Here is a 23,311-nt window from a genome sequence, read left to right as displayed (position 1 = left end):
GTTTAAGCCTGTTCCAACGAGGTTTCAACACGGGTGGCACCGGCCGGGATTTTCCCTGCCGCGACCAGACGCTTGTGCTGCTCGGCTTCGATACGCTCGATCGTTTCAACCGGAACCATATAGCCCTGGTCGTCACGTGCAGCGTGGATCACGAAGTAGATGACGGTGCCGGCCAGGCTGGCGATCGCCAACCACCAGATGTGCCAGATCATCGCGAAACCGAAGACGGTCAACAGTGCGCCCATCACCACGCCAGTGGCGGTGTTGTTCGGCATGTGGATCGGCTCGTACTTGGCCGGACGCTGGTACGCAGTACCGTTTTCCTTGGCTTCAGTGAACGGGTCGATGCAGTCAGCCTTAGGCAGCACAGCAAAGTTGTAGAACGGTGGTGGCGACGAGGTCGACCATTCCAGGGTGTGTGCATTCCACGGGTCACCGTGATCGCAAACGTTCTCTGGCTTGTTGCGGTCACGCACACTGACGTACAGCTGGATCAGTTGGCAGGCGATACCGACAGCGATCATCACCGCACCGAACATGGCAACGTACAGGTACGGTACCCACTCAGGGTTGGTGGTGGCGTTCAGACGACGGGTCATGCCCATGAAGCCCAGTGCATAGAGCGGCATGAACGCGACGAAGAAGCCCGAGATCCAGAACCAGAACGCTGCTTTACCCCAGCCTTCGTGCAGCTTGAAGCCGAACGCTTTCGGGAAGTAGAACGCGAAGCCAGCGATGTAACCGAATACCGCACCGCCGATGATCACGTTGTGGAAGTGCGCGATCACGAACAGGCTGTTGTGCAGCACGAAGTCAGCACCCGGGATGGCCAGCAGTACGCCGGTCATGCCGCCGATGGCGAAGGTCACCATGAAGCCCAGGGTCCACATCACCTGGCTGGTGAAACGCAGACGGCCCTGATAGATGGTGAACAGCCAGTTGAACAGTTTCACACCCGTCGGGATGGAAATCAGCATCGTCGCCAGACCGAAGAAGGCGTTGACGCTGGCACCCGAACCCATGGTGAAGAAGTGGTGCAGCCAAACCATGAAGCCCAGTACCGAGATCGCGCCCGAGGCGTAGATCATCGAGTGGTGGCCGAACAGTTTCTTGCCGGTGAAGGCCGAGATCACTTCCGAGAAGATGCCGAAGGCCGGCAGGATCAGGATGTAAACCTCAGGGTGGCCCCAGGCCCAGAACAGGTTGACGTACATCATCGGATTGCCACCAAGTTCATTGGTGAAAATGTGGAAATCCATGTAACGGTCAAGGGTCAGCAGTGCCAGGGTCGCGGTCAGGATCGGGAACGAAGCCACGATCAGAACGTTGGCCCAGGTGCAGGTCCAGGTGAAGATCGGCATGTCCATCAGTTTCATGCCAGGGGTACGCATTTTCAGTACGGTCGCGAGGAAGTTGACCCCGGTTAGCGTCGTACCCAATCCGGACAGCTGCAGCGCCCAGATGTAGTAGTCCATCCCCACGCCAGGGCTGTATTGCAGACCCGACAGCGGCGGATAGGCAACCCAACCGGTCTTGGCGAATTCACCGACGCCCAGCGACAGGTTGATCAGCACAACGCCGGACACCAGCAGCCAGAAGCTCAGGGAGTTGAGGAACGGGAACGCCACGTCACGCGCGCCGATCTGCAGCGGCACTGCAAGGTTCATCAGGCCGGTGAAGAATGGCATCGCCATGAAGATGATCATGATCACACCGTGAGCGGTGAAGATCTGGTCATAGTGTTCAGGTGGCAGGTAGCCAGGCGAACCCTCGGTGGCCATGGCCAACTGGGTACGCATCATGATCGCGTCGGCAAAACCGCGCAGCAGCATGACCATGGCGACGATGATATACATCACGCCGATTTTCTTGTGGTCGACCGACGTCAGCCACTCGGTCCACAGGTACGTCCACTTCTTGAAGTAAGTGATCGCAGCGAACAGCGCCAGACCACCGAGGGCGATCATGGCGATGGTCACCATCACGATCGGCTCGTGGAATGGGACTGCTTCCCAACTTAATTTACCAAACATCGTTTACTCCTCTGCCCCGGCAGCTGAATGCGAACCCGCGTCAATATCCGTGGCCGCCACTTCTTTCTCTTTCTTCTCGTGCTTCAGCGGCTTGCCCGGCTTCATACCTTCGTACTTGTCGACGATGATCTGGAACTGGTTCGGCGTGACCGACGAGTAGAGCTCGACTGGGTTGTTCTGGCTCGGTTTGGCAAGGGCCGCGTACTCAGCTTGATCAAGCTGTTTAGGTGACTTCTTGACTTCACTTACCCAGGCGTCGAAATCTTCCTGAGTGGTGGAGATAGCCTTGAATTTCATACCGGTGAAACCGGCGCCGCTGTAGTTGGCGGAGATACCGTCCATTTCAGCGTTGCGGTCGGCGATCAGGTGCAGCTTGGTCTGCATGCCCGCCATCGCGTAGATCTGGCCGCCCAGACCCGGGATGAAGAACGAGTTCATCACAGCGTCAGAGGTGATCTTGAAGTTGATTGGCGTGTGCGCCGGGAACACGATCTTGTTGACCGTGGCGATGCCTTGTTCCGGGTAGATGAACAGCCACTTCCAGTCCAGCGCGACCACTTCGATGGTCACCGGCTTGACGTCGGACTGGATCGGACGATACGGGTCCAGTTCGTGGGTGGAAATGTAGGTGATGTAACCCAGAGCGATGATGATCAGGACCGGAATGGTCCAGACCGCCACTTCGATCTTGGTCGAGTGCGACCATTTCGGGGTGTAGACGGCGTTCTTGTTCGACGCGCGGTATTTCCAGGCGAACAGGAAGGTCATGACGATAACCGGCACCACGACCAACAGCATCAGCAGGGTCGCGGTGATGATCAGGTTTCGCTGTTCCAGGCCAACCTGGCCCGTTGGATTGAGCAAGGTCATGTTGCAGCCTCCCAGCAACAACGTGCCGAGCAGCGGCACTAGGCCTAGTAATCTGGGGTACCTGTTTTTACTCATCTCACGACCTCTAAAGCAGCTTGCGCAATGCAGTTGGGTTTTGATCGCCAACACTTCACCCTGCCAAGGGTTGGCATTTTCTTTGGATTGAATAAGGGCCGCCCGTCGCGCGCCAGACGCTCGACAAAACCTTGGGACAGCGTTCAGTTCTTATTCGAATTCGTGGTCAAAGGCCTTGTTACAGACCAATTCCATTTGGTGCGGAAAGTTGGAAAGGCACCGACACCTGGGTGTCTCGAAAGCCTCGCGGCTCGCTCGACACCCGACCTTCTGATCAGTTCCTTAATAAAGGCTGAACAGCGCCGGGAATTCAGTGCGGGCGATTGTAGATAGGTAGCGCCCTATACACCATGTCTTATCCCGAAATAATTTTTATCTTTTACGGCAACAATCCCTCGCCATTTTTGCAAAAGTGCCGCTCGTTGTTGAAAAACATTCTCAACAATTCTCGCAAAACCTGTAAGCGCACCCGCGTCAGTTCAGACAGCTCCGAAAGTTTTTTCCGTACAGCGGAACGACGCAAAGCCCGATAACCCAAGGCTTCTGGCCATCTGCCGGAAGCTGTTAAAACTGCCTGCTCTGGCACTCACGTCCTAAAGCAAAAAACCCGTCAGACCGACCAATCCTTTTTTGTAACAACGCGGCAATCGGAGTCTGTGGGCGCCTCTGCGACACCCTCTGTGTGACAACATGTCGCACACGTGTCACACCCTTGATTGCCGTCCGTCAGGATGAGTTCAGCCTCATTCTGAAACGTGCAACGCCCCGATTGGCTGAACCGCCAATCGGGGCGTTTTGTGTATCGGCCACCCTTGCGAAAAGTTGACTCAGCGCAGTGCTTTTCGATTACGCGAGGTCAGCAACGGCACCAGAATCACCACCAGCATGAACGCCACCAGCGCCCACTGTGCCAGCGACAGGCCAAGGATCGGCGGGTACGGCGTCGAGCAGAAGCCGTCGACCTGAAAGCCCAGCGGAAAGATCTTCGCCAGCGGCAGATCGTCGACAATCGGTTGCAGCACATCGACGCCACAGCTGACAGCCGGGTAGAACTGCGTGTACACGTGATGCCCGGCGACCGCGGCGCCGGCAAGCGCACAGAGCACCACCAGCGCTTCGAACACGGTAATGCTGCGACGGCTGCGCATGGCCGCGCCGATGAACGCGAACAGCGCGATCAGCAGCAACGCATAACGCTGCAGAATGCACAGCGGGCACGGCGCTTCGCCAAGCACGACCTGCATGTACAGGGCACCACCGATCAGCGCCAGGCAGATCACCCCCAGCAGCACCAGAAAGCGCCGCTCACGGCCCAATCGAATCGTTTCCTCGCTCATTGCCTTTCCCTTGTTTGTCCATGGTTCAGCTGGCTTGCGGCTGAAAGTCGCCGCAAGTCTACACCGGGGCAATAAACGATAGAGCGGTTAAGGAACCATTAATCACCAGGCGGATAAATTTGCGTCGCGCAAAAAACTTCGCGAGCAGGCTCGCTCCCACACTGGATCTGCGTCGAACACAAATCCTGTGGGAGCGAGCCTGCTCGCGAATGCAGACGACTCGGTTTTCAGATCACTCCAAAGCAGAAGCCGGCCCGAAGAACTCATAACGGCTCTGCTTCTCCGGCACACCCAGCGCTTTCAGATGGCGCTTGATCGCGCCCATGAAACCTTTCGGCCCAAGAAAATACGCATCGACGTCACGTTGCGCAGGCAACCACTCGCCAAGCTGCTCCTGGCTCAGCATCCCGACCTTGTCCGCCGCCGGGCTTACGCCGTCATCCTCGGCATAGCAGTAAAACCGCTTGAGTTGCGGATGGCGCGCGGCGAGGTCGTCGATCCAGTCGCGGAAGGCGTGCACGCTGCCATTGCGCGCGCAGTGGATGAAATGCACCGGCCGCTCGGTTTGCAGCGCCGCTTCGAGCATCGCCAGGGTTGGGGTGATGCCGACGCCGCCGCTGATCAGCACCAGCGGTTTGTCGCTGGCCGACAAGGTGAACTCGCCCGATGGCGGGAACAGCTGAATGCTCGCCCCGACCTGCAAATGATCGTGCAAGTGATTGGAAGCACGCCCGCCCGGCTCGCGTTTGACGCTGATGCGGTACTGGCCGTTATTGGAGAGCGCCGACAGCGAGTAATTGCGGCGGATCTCTTCGCCGTCGAGGATCAGCTTCATGCCGATGTATTGACCGGGTTCTGCGGCGAGAATCGGGCCCTTGTCGGCCGGTTCGAAGTAGAACGAAGTGATCTCCGCACTCTCCTCAACCCTGGCCGCAACGATGAACTCACGCGCCCCGCGCCAGCCGCCCACCGCCTGTTCTTTCTCATCATAAATGGCAGTTTCGGCGCCGATCAGGATGTCCGCCAACTGGCCGTACGCTGCGCCCCAGGCACTCATCACTTCTGGCGTGGCGATCTCATCACCGAGCACTTCGGAGATCGCGCGCAGCAGGCAGGTGCCGACGATTGGGTAGTGTTCCGGGAGAATTTGCAGGGCGACGTGCTTGTTGATGATCTTAGCCACCAGATCGCCCAACTGATCGAGCTGATCGATATGGCGGGCGTACATCAATACGCCGTTAGCCAGTGCGCGCGGCTGGTCGCCGCTGGCCTGGTGGGCCTGGTTGAACAGCGGGCGCACCTCGGGATATTCGGAAAGCATCATGCGGTAGAAGTGGGTGATCAACGCTTCGCCGCCGCTTTCCAGCAGAGGCACGGTGGATTTGACGATGGCACGATCCTGAGCACTGAGCATGAGGGTGACTCCTGAGCTTTATTGAAAGTTATCTGTGGAGTATCAGTTTTCGTGCCAGTTAATTTTCTCTTATTAATCAATCGCTTGATTTTTATGTAGTCATAACGACACAAGCCGACTTATAGTCTTCTCGACTACATCAGGTCCATTTGACTACACACCATGATTGCCAAATCGCTGCTTACTGCCCTGCTCCCTCTGGTTGCCGACCTGTCGCGCGAACTGCCCGAGGGTGAGCGCTATCGGCGCCTGCTCGAAGCCATGCGCGCCCTGTTGCCCTGCGACGCCGCGGCGCTGTTGCGCCTGGATGGCGAATCGCTGGTGCCGCTGGCCGTTGACGGCTTGAGCACCGACACCCTCGGCCGCCGCTTCAAGGTCAGCGAACATCCGCGCTTCGACATTCTGCTGGCCGGTGCCGGGCCGACGCGCTTCGCCGCCGACAGCGAACTGCCTGATCCTTATGACGGACTGGTCGATGGCCTCGACGATCATCTGCAAGTTCACGACTGCCTCGGCTGCCCGTTATTCGTCGATGAAAAACTCTGGGGCCTGATCACCCTCGATGCGCTCGATCCCGAACGTTTCGAGCCGATCGAACTGGACGCCCTGCAAGCTTTCGCCAGCCTCGCCGCGGCCACGGTCAACGCCGCCGAACGCATCGAACGGCTGGCCAATCGCGCCGAAGACGAGCATCAGCGCGCCGAGGTCTATCGTCAGGCCAGCGGTCAGCAGCAGCGCGAGATGATCGGTCAGAGTAAAGCGCATAAACGCCTGGTCGACGAGATCAATCTGGTCGGCGGTAGCGATCTGACCGTATTGATCACCGGCGAAACCGGGGTGGGCAAAGAGCTGGTCGCGCAGGCGATTCACGCCGCCTCGGCGCGCGCCGACAAGCCGATCATCAGCCTCAACTGCGCCGCGTTGCCGGATACGCTGGTCGAAAGCGAGCTGTTCGGCCACGTGCGCGGCGCTTTCACCGGCGCCACCAGCGACCGCCGCGGCAAATTTGAACTGGCCAATGGCGGCACGCTGTTCCTCGATGAGGTCGGCGAACTGTCGCTGACCGTACAGGCTAAATTGCTGCGGGTGTTGCAGAGCGGGCAGTTGCAGCGCCTGGGCTCGGACAAAGAGCATCAGGTCGACGTGCGCCTGATCGCCGCGACCAACCGCGACCTCGCCGAAGAAGTACGCAGCGGCCGCTATCGTGCCGACTTCTATCATCGCCTCAGCGTCTACCCGCTGAAGGTCCCGGCGCTGCGCGATCGCGGACGCGATGTGCTGCTGCTCAGCGGCTTCTTCCTCGAACAAAACCGCTCACGCATGGGCCTCAACAGCCTGCGCCTGAACAGCGACGCTCAGGAAGCGCTGCTCGCCTACACTTGGCCGGGTAACGTACGCGAGCTGGAACATCTGATCGGCCGCAGCGCGCTGAAGGCGCTGGGCAACTGCAAGGTGCGGCCGAAGATTCTCAGCCTGAGTGCGGCGGATCTGGATCTGCCACGTGATTTTGTGGATAACACCAGTCAGATTGAAGTCAGTGTAGGGGAATTGCCGTCGATCAGCGGCGATCTGCGCAGCGCGACCGAGCAGTTTCAGCGCCAGTTGATCAGCGCGGCGCTGGAGCGCAATCAGGATAACTGGGCGAGTGCGGCGCGGGAGTTGGGGCTGGATAGAGCCAACCTTGGGCGGATGGCCAAAAGGTTGGGGATGAAGAGCTAAAAGCACCCTCACCCTAGCCCTCCCGGAGGGAGAGGGGACTGACCGAGGTGTCTTGCGTTATACATCGACCTGAAAAAACGCGTCGATTATGGATGCAGTGCAGCAGGGTCAGGTCGACGTAATTATTCTAATCCCACGGTCGGCTCCCTCACCCTCTGGGAGAGGGCTTGGGTGAGGGGCTTTTGATCTGTGACGACAAATCTAAAGCCCACCCCTTTCAGGCCGATAACCCGGCATCAATGGTTTCTGGCGATTCCACGCTCGCCCATCACCTTTTTCCACAGAAGGTCCAAATGTCCTCGACAAAAGCCCGCGCAGATTCACTTTCGCTTCTCCTGTTTACCTTGCGCAGCGGCAAGCTGATGGCGATCAACCTGCTGAAAGTCAGCGAAATCATCCCCTGCCCGCCGCTGACCAAGCTGCCGGAGTCGCACCCGCACGTCAAAGGCATCGCCACGCTACGCGGCGCCTCGCTGTCGGTGATCGACCTGAGCCGGGCCATCGGCGAGCGACCACTGGAAGACCCGAACGGTGGCTGCCTGATCGTCACCGATGTCAGCCGTTCAAAGCAGGGTCTGCACGTTCAGGCGGTGAGCAAGATCGTTCATTGCCTGACCACTGACATCAAACCGCCGCCGTTCGGCTCCGGCGGTTCGCGCGCTTACATCACTGGTGTGACCTCGGTGGACGGGACTTTGGTGCAGGTGCTGGATATCGAAAAAGTTATCCACAGCATCGCGCCGGCGCAGATCGAAATGGCCCCGACCGATCTGACCATGGAAGACGCCGAAGTGCTCGGCAACGCGCGGATTCTGGTGGTCGACGACAGTCAGGTGGCGCTGCAGCAATCGGTGCACACCCTGCGCAACCTCGGCCTGCAATGCCACACCGCACGCAGCGCCAAAGAGGCCATCGACTGCCTGCTCGACCTGCAAGGCACTGCGCAACAGATCAACCTGATCGTCTCCGACATCGAAATGTCCGAGATGGACGGCTACGCCTTCACCCGCACCCTGCGGGAAACGCCTGACTTTGCGCATTTGTATGTGCTGCTGCACACCTCGCTCGACAGCGCGATGAACAGCGAGAAAGCGCGACTGGCCGGGGCCAACGGCGTGCTGACCAAATTCTCCTCGCCGGAACTGACCCATTGCCTGATCGAAGCGGCCAAACACGTCGCGGCGCAAGGTCATTGAGTCTTGGCTGAGACGTTCTGCTTGCTGATGCGCCGCGATCTGCGCGCAGATCTGCCGGACATCCGCTGGCCGGACGGGGTTGAGGTCAGCACTTACCACCCGCAAACCGCAGCCAATGTGCACGCGCTGATGCAACTCGGCTACTGTGAGGGCGGTGGCCGGGTGCCGGCGTTTGAGGTCTGGCAGCAGCGTTTTGAAAGCAACCCCGAATATGATCCGGCGCTGTGTTTTATCGCCAGCGATGCCGATGGCGTGGTGGGTGTGGCGCAGTGCTGGACCAGTTCCTACATCAAGAATCTGGTGGTGCATCCGCGATTGCAAAGGCGCGGACTGGGTTGCGCGTTGCTGCTCAATGCGTTCAAGGTATTTCAGCGGCGACGCGAAGGGTTCGTTGATCTGAAGGTGCTGGAAAACAACCTGCGGGCGCAGCGGCTGTATGAGAGCGCGGGGATGTATGTGGTTCGCCGGGAATTGGTGCCGGACTGATCCACAGCTTTCGCGAGCAGGCTCGCTCCTACATTTGATCGCATTCCAAACGGTAGGAGTGCGCCTGCTCGCGATGAGGCCAGCCCAGGCAACTTCCCTTCTAAGGCAGACTCCAACCTTGGCCACCCACAACCAAGGATGCCCCCCCATGAAAACCCTCATCGCCAGCTTGCTCTGCCTCACCGCCCTCGCCTCCCAGGCCCACGCCTCCAGCCCCGACGCCTGGGCCGCCTACGACAAAACCGTGCTCACCAGTTGCACCAAGGCCAGCGGCCTGAAAAACGCCAAACCGGTCGGCACCCCGGCGCAATTCGACGACCGCGTCGGCTACACCGCCGTGCTCCTGCAAGGCCAGTACCCGCAAAAACACATGAAGGGCCAGCAAGGCACCGAACTGTGCCTGTACAGCAAATCCACGAAAAGCGCATTTGTCACCGAGTGGGACTCGATCCGCCCGACCGCGAAAACCCGCTGAGTGGCGCACAACTTGCTTCGATGCAGGCCTGTACGGTGGTTTTCCGCCACCGATTCACACCCTGATTGAAGACAGATCGCTCAATGAATACGACGTTTTCCTGCGTAGGCTGCGGTAAATGCTGCACCGACCACCATGTCCCGCTGACCCTGGCCGAGGCGCGCATGTGGGCGGCGGACGGTGGACAGGTGATCGTGCTGGTCGAGGCCTTTCTCGGCAACGGCCTTGGTCTGCCGATGCAGCAACGTGAGCACGCCGAACGCCGTTCAGTGCGGGTTCGCAGCGGCAGCACCGATGCCCATGTGGCGATCACCTTCGCCGCCTACAACGTCGGCCCCTGCCGGAATCTTGACGACGACAAGCTCTGCCGGATTTACGAGCGTCGGCCATTGGTGTGCCGGATTTACCCGGCGGAGATCAACCCGCACATCCCGCTCAACCCAGCGGCCAAGGATTGCCCGCCAGAATCGTGGGAACAGGGACCCTTGTTGATTGCCGGGGGCCAATTGGTTGATCAGGAACTGATCGAGTTGATCGAGCGCTCGCGTCAGGCCGATCGCGATGACATTCAAAGCAAGGATGCGATCTGCGCATTGCTCGGGATCCGCACCACGGCGCTGAAGGGTGACGGCTTTACTGCGTATCTGCCGAATATGAGTGCGTTTGCAGCGATGATCGATCAGGTGAGCGAGCAACCCTCAACGACTGCGTCGAGTGAGTGGCTGTTTCATTTGTCAGGGGAGGATGTTGCCGGGCAAGTCGCCGCGGCCGGAGCGCAGGTGGTGACTGAACCGGCGCAGACCTATGCGTTTATATCGCTGCGGGCGGCTTGATCCGGATTCTCTAGCACTTATCTGGACGTCTTCGCGAGCAAGCTCGCTCCCACAGGGACTTGTGTCGTGCACCTATCTCATGAACGACCGAAAAACTGTGGGAGCGTGCTTGCTCGCGAAGGGGCCGGCCCAAGGCGCTGTGCTGGAAATCACCGCGATGACCGAGGGCGCGAATAAACCTCAGCGCTTGCCCATCGAACGACGCGTACCCGGCGGCGCCATGCCCGGGGTTTTGGTGTGGCCGTTCTTCGCGCCGTTCTTGTACCAAGGCTGATTAGAGCCTTTGGCAGCGGCCAGGTCACCCGGCTTGAACGGGAATTTGAACGCCGGGATTTCGGCTTTGGCGTCGTTGGCGTCGGCCAATTCAACCGGGACAGCGCTCACCGCGTCGTCAACCGGTGGCAGGGTCGGGGAAGTCATAAAAGCTCCACAAAGCAGCAAGTCGGGCCCGATCAGTGAGCCGCGAAGGCGCGCAGTATACCCGCACGCCCTGGCTCGGCACTCGAAGAATTGCGCCGAACGCCGAACGGTTTACAGATACGTGACGGTCACGATGCCTTTGTCGCTGGAGGTCTTCAGCGCTTCGTAACGCATGGAGATCGGCAGCGACTGCCCACTGCATGCATTGCGGTAAGTATCGACATCGAACGCCAACCCCGGCTCAAGCTCCACCCGCCGCGACTCATTGCCCGCCAGCGCACCGACCCGCCCAACCGCACAGCCCGCATCGACAATCTGCCCGGTAAACCGAATCTCCCCGGATTGACTGCCAGGCGCGGCCAACGCGGTCAATGGAAGCAAGAGAAGCACGTACGGCATTACGGTTTTCAGCTTCATTTCAAGGTCACTCCGCAGTGATCGGCCCGGAAAAAAATCCGAGCTATACAAGCGTTATCCGCGTTTGAGGGCGAATCTTGAGAAGCGTAGTGGGTTAATTGGCTTTGGACCGGCAATGCTCAGCGTTTTTTTGCACCGCTGGAGAAAAAGGCAGAACCTTCGGCTGGCAAATATGTGCAGGATGAGACACAAGATAACGGCCAAAAACCAACCCTCACCCTAGCCCTCTCCCGGAGGGAGAGGGGACTGATCGTGGGGGATACGAGAGCTATGCCGACGTGAAATACCGAGTCGAACACAAGTTTTGAACAGCCCACAAATCGGCTCCCTCTCCAGGGGAGAGGGCTGGGGTGAGGGGCGAATCCACCACAAATCCCAAGCCAAACACCCGCTTCTAACCACTCAACAATGAGCGTTAGCTCGAGTGCCCTTGATCTTGCCTAACCAGCGACATCGGAAGGCTGAGTGGAGGGATTGATCCGGGCGTGGGAGCGCAGCGACCGTCTGGCGCAGCCAGACACAGCGGAAGTAGGTGCAGCGAAGCAAACCGTAGCCGCTGCGCCCGGATCGATCCCGCAGCGAAGGGACCCGAGCCTGCGAGGGCCGTACGTAGGAGCAAGCCTTTTCGGTTACCTTTTCGGCGTCTGGAAAAGGTGACTCGCCGTAAGGGCGAAACCGCCAGCCGCACCCCCCGAAGCAACGGATATTCACCCAAAACCCCAGTAGCATGGTCGGCCCTAAGGCCGCCAAGTAACCAGCCCAAACTGACAGCGCTGTCAGCCAGCCGTCACCCTCCTGACCCCCAAACCCGTATATAAAGCTCCAATCTGCCCAAACTCCAAACCCATCGGCGCCACACCGCATGCGAATCGACAAACACAAAGCCCTGCTCGTCACCCTGCTCATCCTGCTGGCAGCCACAGGCCTCTGGTTTGCACTAAAACCACCCCCGACCAAACTGGCGACCCCCACTGCCATCCCGGTGCGAGTGGTAACGGTCAGCGCCAAAGACGTCCCCCGCTACACCAGCGGCATCGGCTCGGTCCTCTCCCTGCACAGCGTGGTGGTACGCCCACAGATCGACGGCATCCTCACCAAAATCCTCGTCAAAGAGGGCCAACGGGTCAAAACAGGCGACCTGCTGGCAACCATCGACGACCGCTCGATCCGCGCCAGCCTCGATCAGGCCCGCGCGCAATTGGGCGAAAGCCAGGCGCAACTGCAAGTCGCTCTGGTCAACCTCAAACGCTACAAACTGCTCAGCGTCGACGACGGCGTGTCAAAACAGACCTACGACCAGCAGCAGGCACTGGTCAATCAACTCAAGGCCACAGCGCAAGGCAACCAAGCCTCGATCGACGCGGCGCAGGTGCAACTGTCCTACACGCAGATTCGCTCCCCGGTCACCGGCCGGGTCGGCATTCGTACCGTCGATGAAGGCAACTTCCTGCGCATGACCGACACCGCCGGCCTGTTTACCGTGACCCAGATCGACCCGATCGCCGTCGAGTTTTCCCTGCCCCAGCAAATGCTGCCAACCCTGCAAAGCCTGATCAACGATCCGCAGCGCGCGCCGGTCAAGGCCTATATCGGCGCTGACACCGATGGCGAAACCGCCAACCTGCTTGGCGAAGGTCATCTGACCCTGATCGACAACCAGATCAACGCCAACACCGGCACCATCCGCGCCAAGGCCGAATTCGCCAACGCCAGCCAGAAGCTCTGGCCCGGCCTGCTGGTCACAGTAAAAATTCAGACTGCCCTCGACAAGGATGCGCTGGTCGTACCGCCCACGGTCGTACAGCGCGGCCTTGATCAACACTTCGTTTACCGGGTCAACGGCGACAAGGTTGAAGCCGTGCAGGTGCAAATGGTTTATCAGGGCAGTGGTCAGGACATCATCAAAGGCGTGAACGCCGGCGATGTACTGATCAGCGATGGCCAGTCGCGGCTCAAACCAGGCTCGACCGTGCAAGTCATGAGCGAACCGCCGCAAGTGGTGCAAGCGGAGCCGACTCGATGAAGGCGCACAAAGGCGTCTCGACGTGGTGCATCGATCACCCGGTCGCGACCATTCTGCTGACCATCGCGCTGGTGCTGGTCGGGATCATTGCCTTCCCGCGCTTGCCGATTGCACCGCTGCCGGAAGCCGAATTTCCGACCATCCAGGTGTCGGCGCAGTTGCCCGGCGCCAGCCCCGACACCATGGCGTCATCGGTGGCCACACCGCTGGAGGTGCAGTTCAGCGCCATCCCCGGCATGACTCAGATGACCTCAAGCAGTGCGCTGGGCTCGACCCTGCTGACCCTGCAGTTCACCCTCGACAAAAGCATCGACACCGCCGCCCAGGAAGTGCAAGCGGCGATAAATACCGCCGCCGGCAAGTTGCCCAAGGACATGCCGACGCTGCCGACCTGGAAGAAGGTCAACCCGGCTGACAGCCCGGTGCTGATCCTCAGCGTCAGCTCGACGCAGATGCCTGGCACCGAACTCAGCGACTTGGTGGAAACCCTGCTGGCGCGTCAGATCAGTCAGATCGACGGCGTAGGCCAGATCAACATCACCGGTCAGCAACGTCCGGCGATTCGCGTGCAGGCCTCGGCGGACAAACTGGCGGCGATTGGTCTGACCCTCGCCGACATTCGCTTGGCCATCCAGCAGACCAGTCTCAACCTCGCCAAGGGTGCGCTGTACGGCGAGTCGAGCATTTCGACGCTGTCGACCAACGACCAGTTGTTCTATCCCGAGGACTACAGCCAGCTCATCGTTTCCTACAAGGATGGCGCCCCGGTGCACCTGCGCGATGTCGCCAAAGTCGTCAACGGTGCAGAAGATGCCTACGTGCAGGCGTGGGCGGGTGATCGTCCGGGCGTGAACCTGGTGATCTCGCGCCAGCCCGGCGCCAACATCGTTGAAACCGTCGACCGTATACAAGCCGCCCTGCCCGGCCTCGAAGCCATGCTGCCGGCCTCGGTGCAGGTGAAAACCCTGATCGACCGCACCCAGACCATCCGCGCCTCGCTGCATGAAGTCGAGATCACCTTGTTGATCGCGATCCTGCTGGTGGTGGCAGTGATGGCGCTGTTCCTGCGCCAATTGTCCGCAACGCTGATCGTCTCGGCGGTGCTCGGCGTTTCGCTGGTGGCCAGTTTCGCCTTGATGTACGTCCTCGGGTTCAGCCTGAACAACCTGACACTGGTGGCGATCGTCGTCGCGGTCGGCTTCGTGGTCGACGATGCGATTGTGGTGGTGGAAAACATCCACCGGCATCTGGAGGCCGGCGACGACATGCGCGAAGCCGCGATCAAAGGCGCGGGCGAGATCGGCTTCACCGTGGTCTCGATCAGCTTCTCGCTGGTGGCGGCGTTTATTCCGCTGCTGTTCATGGGTGGTGTGGTCGGGCGGTTGTTCAAGGAATTCGCCCTGACCGCGACCTCGACCATCATGATTTCCGTGGTGGTGTCGCTGACGCTGGCGCCGACGCTGGCTGCGCTGTTCATGCGCAAACCGACGCACCACGCCCACGATAAACCGGGTTTCAGCGAACGCTTGCTCGGCTGGTATGAACGCGGGCTGCGCCGCGCCCTCGCCCATCAGAAGTTGATGATCGGCGTGTTCGGTCTGTCGCTGGCGCTGGCCATCGGCGGTTACATCTTTATCCCGAAAGGTTTCTTTCCGGTGCAGGACACCGGTTTCGTGCTCGGCACCACCGAGGCGGCTGCGGATATCTCCTACGGCGACATGGTGAAAAAACACCTGGCGATGGCACAAATCGTCGCCGCCGACCCAGCGGTGCAGGCGTTCTCCCATTCGGTTGGAGTCTCCGGCAGCAACCAGACCATCGCCAACGGGCGCTTCTGGATCGCCCTGAAAAAACGCGGCGATCGCGACGTCAGCGCCAGCCAGTTCATCGACCGCATCCGTCCGCAACTGATGAAGGTGCCCGGCATCGTGCTGTATCTGCGCGCCGGTCAGGACATCAACCTCAGCTCCGGCCCGAGCCGTGCGCAGTACCAATACGTACTCAAAAGCAACGACGGGGTGACCCTCGCGACGTGGACGCAACGCCTGACCGAAAAACTGCGCAGCAACCCGGCGTTTCGCGACATTTCCAATGACCTGCAACTGGGCGGCAGCATCACCCACATCAGCATCGACCGCAGCGCCGCCGCGCGTTTCGGCCTGACCGCCAGTGATGTCGACGAAGCGCTGTACGACGCCTTCGGCCAACGGCAGATCAATGAATTCCAGACTCAGGTCAACCAGTACAACGTGATCCTCGAACTGGACACCAAACAGCGCGGCAAGGCCGAAAGCCTGAATTATTTCTACCTGCGTTCGCCGCTGAGTGGCGAGATGGTGCCGCTGTCGGCGCTGGCCCGCTTCGATGCGCCGACCATCGGCCCGCTGTCGATTGCCCACGACGGCATGTTCCCGGCGGCGAATCTGTCGTTCAACCTCGCGCCCGGTGTAGCCCTGGGTGATGCGGTGATTCTGCTCAATCAGGCCAAGGCAGAGATCGGCATGCCGACTGCGATCAGCGGCAATTTCCAGGGTGCGGCGCAGGCGTTCCAGAGCTCGCTGGCCAGTCAGCCGTGGCTGATCCTCGCGGCGCTGGTCGCGGTGTACATCATTCTCGGCGTGCTTTACGAGAGCTTCGTGCACCCGCTGACGATCATTTCGACATTGCCGGCGGCAGGTCTTGGCGCGGTGATCATGTTGTGGATCTGCGGCCAGGACTTTTCGATCATGGCGTTGATCGGGCTGGTGTTGCTGATCGGCATCGTCAAGAAAAACGGCATCCTGATGATCGACTTCGCGCTCGAAGCGCAGCGTCATCGGGGCCTGTCGCCGCAGGAGGCGATTTTCGAGGCGTGCATCACGCGGTTCCGGCCGATCATCATGACCACCCTCGCCGCCCTGCTCGGCGCCCTGCCGCTGATGCTCGGTTACGGCACCGGCGCCGAGTTGCGCCAACCGCTGGGGATCGCCGTGGTCGGCGGTTTGCTGGTCAGCCAGATGCTGACGCTGTTCACCACGCCGGTCATATACTTATGGCTTGAGCGGCTGTTTCACCGGCCCCGACCTGTGCCGGCAACGGCATTGGCGACCACAGACTGAGGCGGTCATGCGCGTTCTGATTATCGAAGACGAGGAAAAAACCGCGGATTATCTGCACCGCGGCCTCACTGAACAGGGTTACACCGTGGACCTGGCCCGCGACGGCATCGAAGGCCTGCACCTGGCGCTGGAAAGCGATTACGCGGTGATCGTCCTTGACGTGATGTTGCCAGGCCTCGATGGCTTCGGCGTGCTGCGTGCCTTGCGTGCACGCAAGCAAACGCCGGTGATCATGCTCACCGCCCGCGAGCGCGTCGAGGACCGCATCAAAGGCTTGCGCGACGGCGCCGACGATTACCTCGGCAAACCGTTTTCCTTCCTCGAACTGGTCGCGCGTCTGCAAGCGCTGACCCGCCGCAGTGGCGGCCACGAACCGGTGCAAGTGAGCATTGCCGATCTGTGGATTGATCTGATCAGCCGCAAAGCCACCCGCGCCGGCACCCGGTTGGACCTGACGGCCAAGGAGTTCTCGCTGCTCAGTGTGCTCGCCCGCCGCCAGGGTGAAATCCTCTCGAAAACCGCGATTGCCGAGATGGTCTGGGACATCAATTTCGACAGTGACGCCAACGTCGTCGAAGTCGCGATCAAACGCCTGCGCGCCAAACTCGACGGTCCGTTCGACGAGAAACTGCTGCACACCATTCGTGGCATGGGTTATGTGCTGGAGAGCCGTGGTGTCCAGTAACTCCATCGCACTGCGCCTCAGCGGAATGTTCACGCTGGTGGCGCTGCTGGTGTTTGTGTTGATTGGCGGTGCGCTCTATCAACAAGTCGACAAGGGCCTGGGTCTGCTTCCCGAAGCCGAACTCGACGCGCGCTACAGCGTGCTCGAATCCACCGTCGGCCGTTACGGCACGCCGGAGCACTGGGTGAAAATCAACAACAAGCTCAAGCTGCTCGGCGAGGAAGACAAACGCATCAGCTTCTGGATTACCAGCGGTAACCCGCAATACGAATACGGCAACCTCACGCCACAGATCCGCGCGGTCGCCAACGGCCCGCTGGGCATGCGCGACCTGCAATTGCCGGATCAGCCCGCGCCGCTGAAAGTACTGGTCAGCCAGTTCCCGGCCAAGGACCAGCGCCCGCCGCTGCGCTTCATGATCGGCATCGACACCGAGACCTTTCACCAGACCCAACATCAGTTGCTGATTGCCTTGGTCAGTCTGGCGATCGTCGGCGTGCTGCTGGCGTCAGCGCTGGGCTATTGGGTGGCGCGAATTGGCCTCCAACCGTTGATCAAACTGTCCCAGGAAGCCCAGCGTCTGGCGCCGCCGTTGAGGGCCGGGCGCTTGCGGTTGTCGCCATTGCCGCCGGAGCTTGCGCAGTTTGTCGAGTCGTTCAACTCGACCCTGGAGCGCGTCGAACTGGCCTATTCGCGCCTGGAATCATTCAACGCCGACGTCGCCCACGAATTGCGTTCACCACTGACCAACCTGATCGGCCAGACGCAAGTGGCGTTGACTCGCGGGCGCTCTGCAGAGCATTACTTCGAAGTGCTGCAATCGAATCTGGAAGAGCTGGAACGGCTGCGCTCGATCATCAATGACATGCTGTTCCTGGCCAGTGCCGATCAGGGCAACAAGGCGACCAAACTGACGTCCACTTCGCTGGCCGATGAAGTGGCGACGACCCTCGAGTATCTGGATTTCATCCTCGAGGACGCGCAAGTTCAGGTGCAGGTCAGCGGCGACGCGCAGGTGCAGATCGAAGTCGCGCATTTGCGTCGAGCGTTGATCAATCTGCTCAGCAACGCCGTGCAGCACACCGAGCCGGGTGAGGTGATCGAGGTATGCATTCAGGTCGAAGAGCATCAGGTGAGCATCGGCGTGGCGAATCCAGGATCGCCGATTGCCAGTGAACATCTGCCGCGCTTGTTCGAGCGTTTTTATCGGGTCGATGCGTCGCGCCGCAACAGTGGCAATAACCATGGCTTGGGGCTGGCGATCGTCAAGGCGATCGCGTTGATGCATGGTGGGGATGTGTTTGTGCGCAGTGATCGGGGGGTGAATACCTTTGGAATGCATTTACCGATCTGAAAGCCCCTCATCGGAACGCCGCCCGCCTAACCCTCTCCCAGAGGGAGAGGGGCCTGACCGAGGTGGATGTTGAATTTACGTCGACCTGAATTTTCTGAGCCGGACTCAGGTTCTGAAAAGCCCCCGATCGGCTCCCTTTCCCCTCGCCCCCCTTGGGGGAGAGGGCTGGGGTGAGGGGGTTGCTCTTGGCTACACCGCGATCCTGGACTTTTACCTCCCACGCAACAGTCATTTATGAAAATCACGCTGTTTCCCATCGCCCGGCAACCTTATCTTTGCCCGCACCAAACAGCACTCGCCAAGCGAGAAGGTTTTCAAGATGTCCAACAGTATGGGTATTGCCAGCGCATTCGTTCTGTCCTCATTGTTCCTGTCGCCGATGGCCATGGCTGAAGAATCGCAAGCATTCGTGGCGCACAATATCGCCCGCGCGCAAGCATTTGATCAGCATCAGGCCGAAGTGATGGCCAAGACACAAGATGCCACGCAAGCCCCGCAGACTGCCACTTCCCCGACTTCAGTCGGCGAAACCGACAGCTGAGTCGCACACCGCGCCACCGTTTCCCTCGACGCGGTTGTTTGGCTCTTCCCGTTCAACCGTCGTCATTACAGGCCGCTGATATTCAGCGGCCTTTTTTCGTAGTGGTCTGAGCGCTACGCGCTTGCTATGCAACGGCTGGAACACCAACCACCCCAAGACCTTGAGGCGTCATCTGATTCAAATAGCGCCCTCGCAAGCGCACCCTATCCGCCCATTTCACCGTGTTATTCATTGCAGCTAGCGCAATTATCTCAGCCACCTGCCTTTCCCCCTGTGGGAGCGAGCCTGCTCGCGAAAGCGTCCGATCAGTTAACATCTGTATAGGCTGACAAACAGCCTTCGCGAGCAGGCTCGCTTCCACAATGTTATTTGGTGCCTGGTTTACTACGCTGAGCACATCACTCTCAATCGATAGCCACCATGATCGTAAGCCGTACCCCGTCCACCTCGGGCAAATCCAAACGCCCCGAGCGGCTGCTGATCTGCGGCAGCCTGCTCAGCGTGATCGCGATCGTGTGCATTGTCACCTTCCTGCTCATCCGCGAGCACGCCAGCGCTCAGGAATCCGCCACTCGCAGTGCCACGACCATTGCGCAACTGATCGACGCCGATGTGCTGCGCACGGTCGAGCTGTATGACCTGACGCTGCAAGGCCTGATTGCCGCCGCGCAACGGGACGACCTGCAGAACGTCTCGCCGCAGATTCGTCATCTGGCACTGTTCGACCGCTCGACCACGGCGCGCTACAAGGGCGATATCCTGCTGCTCGACACGCTTGGCAATGTCGTCGCCGACTCTTCGCGAGTCGAGCCGAAGCCGGGCAATTTTGCCGACCGCGATTATTTCCTCGCCCACGCCTTCAACCGCGACATCGGCATGTTCATCAGCCGACCGTTCCAGACCCGTTGCGACTGCAATGAAGCCAATCAGTGGCGGATCAGTTTCAGCCGCCGCATCTCCACGCAAACCGGCGAGTTTGCCGGCGTGGCCGTGGCGTCGCTGAAGCTCGATTACTTTGATCAATTGTTCAACAGCCTCGACATCGGCACAGACAGCACTCTGAATATCATCAACAGTGACGGCGTACTGCTCGCGCAGAAGCCTTATCTGCAAAGCGATTCGGTCGGCAAGAGCTTCGGCAACCGTCCCAACGTGGTGAAAATTCTCAGCGACAAGGACGGCAAGGGCAGTTTCACCAGCACCTCGAGCATGGATCAGCAGCAGCGCCTCTATACCTATTCGCGAGTCGGCAACCTGCCGCTGACCGTGATGGTCGCGCTGTCCAGCGACGAAGTGTTCGGCACCTGGCGACGCACCGCGCTGCTGATCAGCGGCGCCACCGGCGTGTTGTGCGTGGGCTTGCTCTGGCTGACCTGGCTGCTCGCTCGCGAGCTGCGCTTGCGCCAGCGTGCCGAACGCGAGCTGGCGCAACTGGCGGCTACCGATGATCTGACCGGCGTGGCCAACCGACGCATGCTCGATCAGACCTTGCGCCACGAATGGTTTCGCGCCCAACGCTCAGGCCAGCCCTTGTCAGTGATGATGATCGATGCCGATCACTTCAAGGCCTTCAACGACCGCCATGGTCATCAGGCCGGGGATCAGGCACTGAAAACCCTGGCGCGGGTGATTGGCGAAAACGTGCGACGCCCGGCGGATCTGGTGGCGCGCTATGGCGGTGAGGAGTTTTCGGTGATTCTGGCCGAGACCGACAGCCAGGGCGCGCAGCGCATTGCCGAGCATATTCGCCAGGCAGTCGAGCAACTGCCGCGGGTGGACGAGGCTGAACGGGCGATGACGGTGAGTATCGGCATTGCGACCTGGACGACGGCCAGCGAGATGACGCTGGAGCAGTTGCTGTTTGCGGCGGACAAGGCGTTGTATCAAGCCAAGGAAGGCGGCCGCAATCGGGTGGTGGTGGCTTCCTGATAGGTTTGTTGGGGCCTCTCCGGCCCTATCGCGAGCAGGCTCACTCCTGCGTTTGGAATGCATTCCCCTGTAGGAGTGAGCCTGCTCGCGATGAGGCCAGTGCAGGCAACACAAAAACCACAGGCATAAAAAAAGGCCATCCTGGGATGGCCTTCAAAAAACTAGAGAGGTTTTTTACTTACACGGCCGCAACCGGGCGCATGTAAGAGATCGGTGCGGTGCTGGCGTCTTCGAACGTCACCACTTCCCAAGCGTCTGTCTGCTCAATCAACTTGCGCAGCAGCTGGTTGTTCAGTGCATGACCGGACTTGAAGCCTTTGAACTCACCAATCAGGCTGTTGCCCAGCAGGTACAGGTCGCCAATTGCATCGAGGATCTTGTGTTTGACGAATTCGTCTTCATAGCGGAGACCGTCTTCGTTCAACACGCCATCGGCGTCGACCACGATTGCGTTTTCAACGCTGCCGCCGAGTGCGAGGTTGTGCTTGCGCAGGTACTCGATATCACTCATGAAACCAAAGGTACGGGCGCGGCTGACTTCTTTTACGAACGAAGTGCTGGAAAAATCCACGCTTGCACTCTGGGTGCGGTCCCGGAAAACCGGGTGATCGAAATCGATCTCGAAGCTCACCTTGAACCCTTCGAAAGGCACGAAAGTGGCGCGCTTGTCGCCGTCTTCCACTGTCACTTCACGCAGGATGCGGATGAATTTCTTGGCGGCGTCCTGTTCTTCCAGGCCTGCCGATTGAATCAGGAATACGAAGGGTCCAGCGCTGCCATCCATGATCGGGACTTCGGACGCGGAGAGCTCGACGTAGGCGTTATCGATGCCCAGGCCAGCCATGGCCGAGAGCAAGTGCTCTACCGTGTCCACTTTGACGTCGCCATTGATCAGCGTCGTCGACATAGTGGTTTCACCGACGTTTTCCGCGCGGGCAGGAATCTGCACCACAGGGTCGAGGTCAGCGCGACAAAACACAATGCCAGTGTCGACAGGCGCAGGCTTGAGGGTCAGGTAGACCTTCTCACCGGAGTGCAGGCCTACACCTGTGGCACGGATAATATTTTTCAGTGTGCGTTGTTTAATCATGGCTTGGGCCGCTTCAGCGCAAATTGCGAACTGGTATCAACAAAGGCTGGCGATGATAGCAGACCATGCCTTTGCTGAACACCAATCACCTTCATAGGCCTGATACATTCCATCAATCGGCCTGACGACGCAGGAATGCCGGGATGTCCAGGTAGTCCAGGTCATCTTGCGGATTCATCTTCGCGGCAGCCGCAGCACCGGCCTGAGCCTGGTTGCGCATGACGGTCGGACGGTCCAGATCACGGTAGTTCACCGCTGGCGCTTCCTGACGGGCCGGAGCCGGTTGTTGCACCTGCGCCGAAGCCATGGAGGTGTGAACGGTGTTGTCGATGACCTTTACAGGCTTCTCGATTTTCGCGCCCAGACCGGTAGCGACGACGGTGACGTGCAGCTCGTCGCGCATGTCCGGATCGATAACGGTACCGACCTTGACCATGGCGTGCTCGGAAGCGAAGGCTTCGATGATCGAACCGACGTCGGAGTACTCACCCAGCGACAGGTCAGGACCTGCAGTGATGTTCACCAGGATGCCGCGTGCGCCTTGCAGGTTCACGTCTTCGAGCAGCGGGTTGCGGATCGCCGCTTCAGTGGCTTCACGTGCACGGTTCGGACCGCTGGCGCAGCCAGTGCCCATCATCGCCATGCCCATTTCGCTCATCACGGTACGCACGTCGGCGAAGTCGACGTTGATCATGCCCGGACGCTTGATGATGTCGGAGATACCGCGAACGGCACCGGCCAGTACATCGTCTGCCTTGGCGAAAGCCGACAAGAGGCTGGCGTCTTTACCGAGGATGGTCAGCAGCTTCTCGTTAGGAATGGTGATCAACGAGTCGACGCTTTCCGAGAGCATGCGGATGCCTTCGTCGGCGATCTGCATACGCTTGCGGCCTTCGAACGGGAACGGACGGGTCACGACCGCAACGGTCAGGATGCCCATTTCCTTGGCCACTTCGGCGATGATCGGCGCTGCACCGGTACCGGTACCGCCGCCCATGCCAGTGGTGATGAACACCATGTTGGTGCCCTGCAGCACTTCGGCAATGCGCTCACGGTCTTCCAGAGCGGCCTGACGACCCACTTCAGGGTTGGCGCCCGCGCCCAGACCTTTGGTCACGCCGGTGCCCAGTTGCAGAATGGTCCGCGCGCCGATGTTTTTCAGCGCTTGAGCATCGGTGTTGGCGCAGATGAACTCAACGCCTTCGATGTTGCTCTTGACCATGTGATTGACAGCGTTGCCGCCGCCACCGCCGACACCGATAACCTTGATTACCGGGCTTGCGGGGATGTTGTCTACGAGTTCGAACATTTTCCCT

General features: G+C 59.9%; 19 protein-coding genes. 11 read left to right on the top strand and 8 right to left on the bottom strand.

From position 1 onward, the window contains the following. Positions 1-2: 2 nt before the first annotated feature. The 4 genes from cyoB to hmpA form a co-directional block, all read right to left on the bottom strand. Complete coding sequence (gene cyoB, locus V6F91_RS16230; RefSeq protein ID WP_103304511.1) at positions 3-2,033, bottom strand: cytochrome o ubiquinol oxidase subunit I; 2,031 nt, start codon at positions 2,031-2,033, stop codon at positions 3-5. 3 nt (positions 2,034-2,036) lie between these two features. Continuing rightward, positions 2,037-2,978 carry a ubiquinol oxidase subunit II gene (gene cyoA / locus V6F91_RS16225; protein WP_090286083.1) on the bottom strand — a complete coding sequence of 314 codons (942 nt, stop codon included), beginning with the start codon at positions 2,976-2,978 and terminating at the stop codon, positions 2,037-2,039. Positions 2,979-3,805: 827 nt separating this feature from the next. Further along, the gene (locus V6F91_RS16220) at positions 3,806-4,315 is read right to left on the bottom strand and encodes a disulfide bond formation protein B (protein ID WP_332766106.1); all 510 of its coding nucleotides are present in this window, start codon (positions 4,313-4,315) and stop codon (positions 3,806-3,808) included. Between the two features lie 232 nt (positions 4,316-4,547). Further along, entirely contained in the window at positions 4,548-5,729 is a 1,182-nt protein-coding gene (hmpA, locus tag V6F91_RS16215) for an NO-inducible flavohemoprotein (RefSeq protein WP_332766104.1), read from the bottom strand. Positions 5,730-5,891: 162 nt separating this feature from the next. Between hmpA and norR the strand changes: the two genes are divergently transcribed. The 5 genes from norR to V6F91_RS16190 all read left to right on the top strand — a co-directional run bounded on the left by norR (position 5,892) and on the right by V6F91_RS16190 (position 10,438). After that, positions 5,892-7,448 (top strand): nitric oxide reductase transcriptional regulator NorR, encoded by a 1,557-nt coding sequence (gene norR / locus V6F91_RS16210; RefSeq protein WP_332766102.1) that lies wholly within the window; start codon positions 5,892-5,894, stop codon positions 7,446-7,448. Positions 7,449-7,741: 293 nt separating this feature from the next. Beyond that, on the top strand, positions 7,742-8,644 hold the full coding sequence (locus V6F91_RS16205) for a chemotaxis protein CheV (RefSeq protein ID WP_090286091.1): 903 nt from the start codon (positions 7,742-7,744) through the stop codon (positions 8,642-8,644). 27 nt (positions 8,645-8,671) lie between these two features. Further along, positions 8,672-9,130, top strand: a complete 459-nt coding sequence (locus V6F91_RS16200; RefSeq protein ID WP_332766736.1) for an N-acetyltransferase — start codon at positions 8,672-8,674, stop codon at positions 9,128-9,130. Between the two features lie 148 nt (positions 9,131-9,278). Next, positions 9,279-9,605, top strand: coding sequence for a hypothetical protein (locus tag V6F91_RS16195; RefSeq protein WP_332766099.1), 327 nt, complete (start codon positions 9,279-9,281; stop codon positions 9,603-9,605). Between the two features lie 83 nt (positions 9,606-9,688). Further along, on the top strand, positions 9,689-10,438 hold the full coding sequence (locus tag V6F91_RS16190; protein ID WP_332766097.1) for a YkgJ family cysteine cluster protein: 750 nt from the start codon (positions 9,689-9,691) through the stop codon (positions 10,436-10,438). Between the two features lie 180 nt (positions 10,439-10,618). Here the strand turns inward: V6F91_RS16190 and V6F91_RS16185 are convergent, their stop codons facing one another. Together V6F91_RS16185 and V6F91_RS16180 are read right to left on the bottom strand one after the other, a co-directional pair. After that, positions 10,619-10,858 (bottom strand): hypothetical protein, encoded by a 240-nt coding sequence (locus V6F91_RS16185; protein WP_332766094.1) that lies wholly within the window; start codon positions 10,856-10,858, stop codon positions 10,619-10,621. A 111-nt stretch (positions 10,859-10,969) separates the two neighbouring features. After that, positions 10,970-11,275 carry a type 1 fimbrial protein gene (locus V6F91_RS16180; RefSeq protein ID WP_332766092.1) on the bottom strand — a complete coding sequence of 102 codons (306 nt, stop codon included), beginning with the start codon at positions 11,273-11,275 and terminating at the stop codon, positions 10,970-10,972. 862 nt (positions 11,276-12,137) lie between these two features. On the opposite strand from V6F91_RS16180, the gene V6F91_RS16175 reads away from it, so the two are divergent. The 6 genes from V6F91_RS16175 (at position 12,138) to V6F91_RS16150 (ending at position 20,905) form a co-directional block, all read left to right on the top strand. Beyond that, on the top strand, positions 12,138-13,298 hold the full coding sequence (locus V6F91_RS16175; protein WP_332766090.1) for an efflux RND transporter periplasmic adaptor subunit: 1,161 nt from the start codon (positions 12,138-12,140) through the stop codon (positions 13,296-13,298). Continuing rightward, complete coding sequence (locus V6F91_RS16170; RefSeq protein ID WP_332766088.1) at positions 13,295-16,396, top strand: multidrug efflux RND transporter permease subunit; 3,102 nt, start codon at positions 13,295-13,297, stop codon at positions 16,394-16,396. The genes V6F91_RS16175 and V6F91_RS16170 overlap by 4 nt, the downstream gene beginning before the upstream one ends. A gap of 7 nt (positions 16,397-16,403) precedes the next feature. After that, positions 16,404-17,081 carry a heavy metal response regulator transcription factor gene (locus V6F91_RS16165; protein WP_090180292.1) on the top strand — a complete coding sequence of 226 codons (678 nt, stop codon included), beginning with the start codon at positions 16,404-16,406 and terminating at the stop codon, positions 17,079-17,081. Beyond that, positions 17,071-18,435, top strand: coding sequence for a heavy metal sensor histidine kinase (locus V6F91_RS16160; RefSeq protein ID WP_332766084.1), 1,365 nt, complete (start codon positions 17,071-17,073; stop codon positions 18,433-18,435). Before V6F91_RS16165 ends, V6F91_RS16160 begins: the two co-directional genes overlap by 11 nt. Before the next feature lie 319 nt (positions 18,436-18,754). After that, a complete protein-coding gene (locus V6F91_RS16155; protein WP_332766082.1) occupies positions 18,755-18,976 on the top strand; it encodes a hypothetical protein in 222 nt (73 codons plus the stop codon). A 420-nt stretch (positions 18,977-19,396) separates the two neighbouring features. After that, the gene (locus V6F91_RS16150; RefSeq protein WP_332766080.1) at positions 19,397-20,905 is read left to right on the top strand and encodes a sensor domain-containing diguanylate cyclase; all 1,509 of its coding nucleotides are present in this window, start codon (positions 19,397-19,399) and stop codon (positions 20,903-20,905) included. Positions 20,906-21,083: 178 nt separating this feature from the next. Here the strand turns inward: V6F91_RS16150 and lpxC are convergent, their stop codons facing one another. Further along, a complete protein-coding gene (lpxC, locus tag V6F91_RS16145; RefSeq protein ID WP_007916984.1) occupies positions 21,084-21,995 on the bottom strand; it encodes a UDP-3-O-acyl-N-acetylglucosamine deacetylase in 912 nt (303 codons plus the stop codon). Positions 21,996-22,107: 112 nt separating this feature from the next. After that, positions 22,108-23,304 (bottom strand): cell division protein FtsZ, encoded by a 1,197-nt coding sequence (gene ftsZ, locus V6F91_RS16140; RefSeq protein ID WP_016986475.1) that lies wholly within the window; start codon positions 23,302-23,304, stop codon positions 22,108-22,110. Positions 23,305-23,311 lie beyond the last annotated feature (7 nt).

Source organism: Pseudomonas koreensis (genome assembly GCF_036668835.1).
Lineage (GTDB): Bacteria > Pseudomonadota > Gammaproteobacteria > Pseudomonadales > Pseudomonadaceae > Aquipseudomonas > Aquipseudomonas koreensis_I.
The sequence above is the reverse complement of the archived record's forward strand: the minus strand, read 5'-3'. Positions and strand labels throughout refer to the sequence as shown.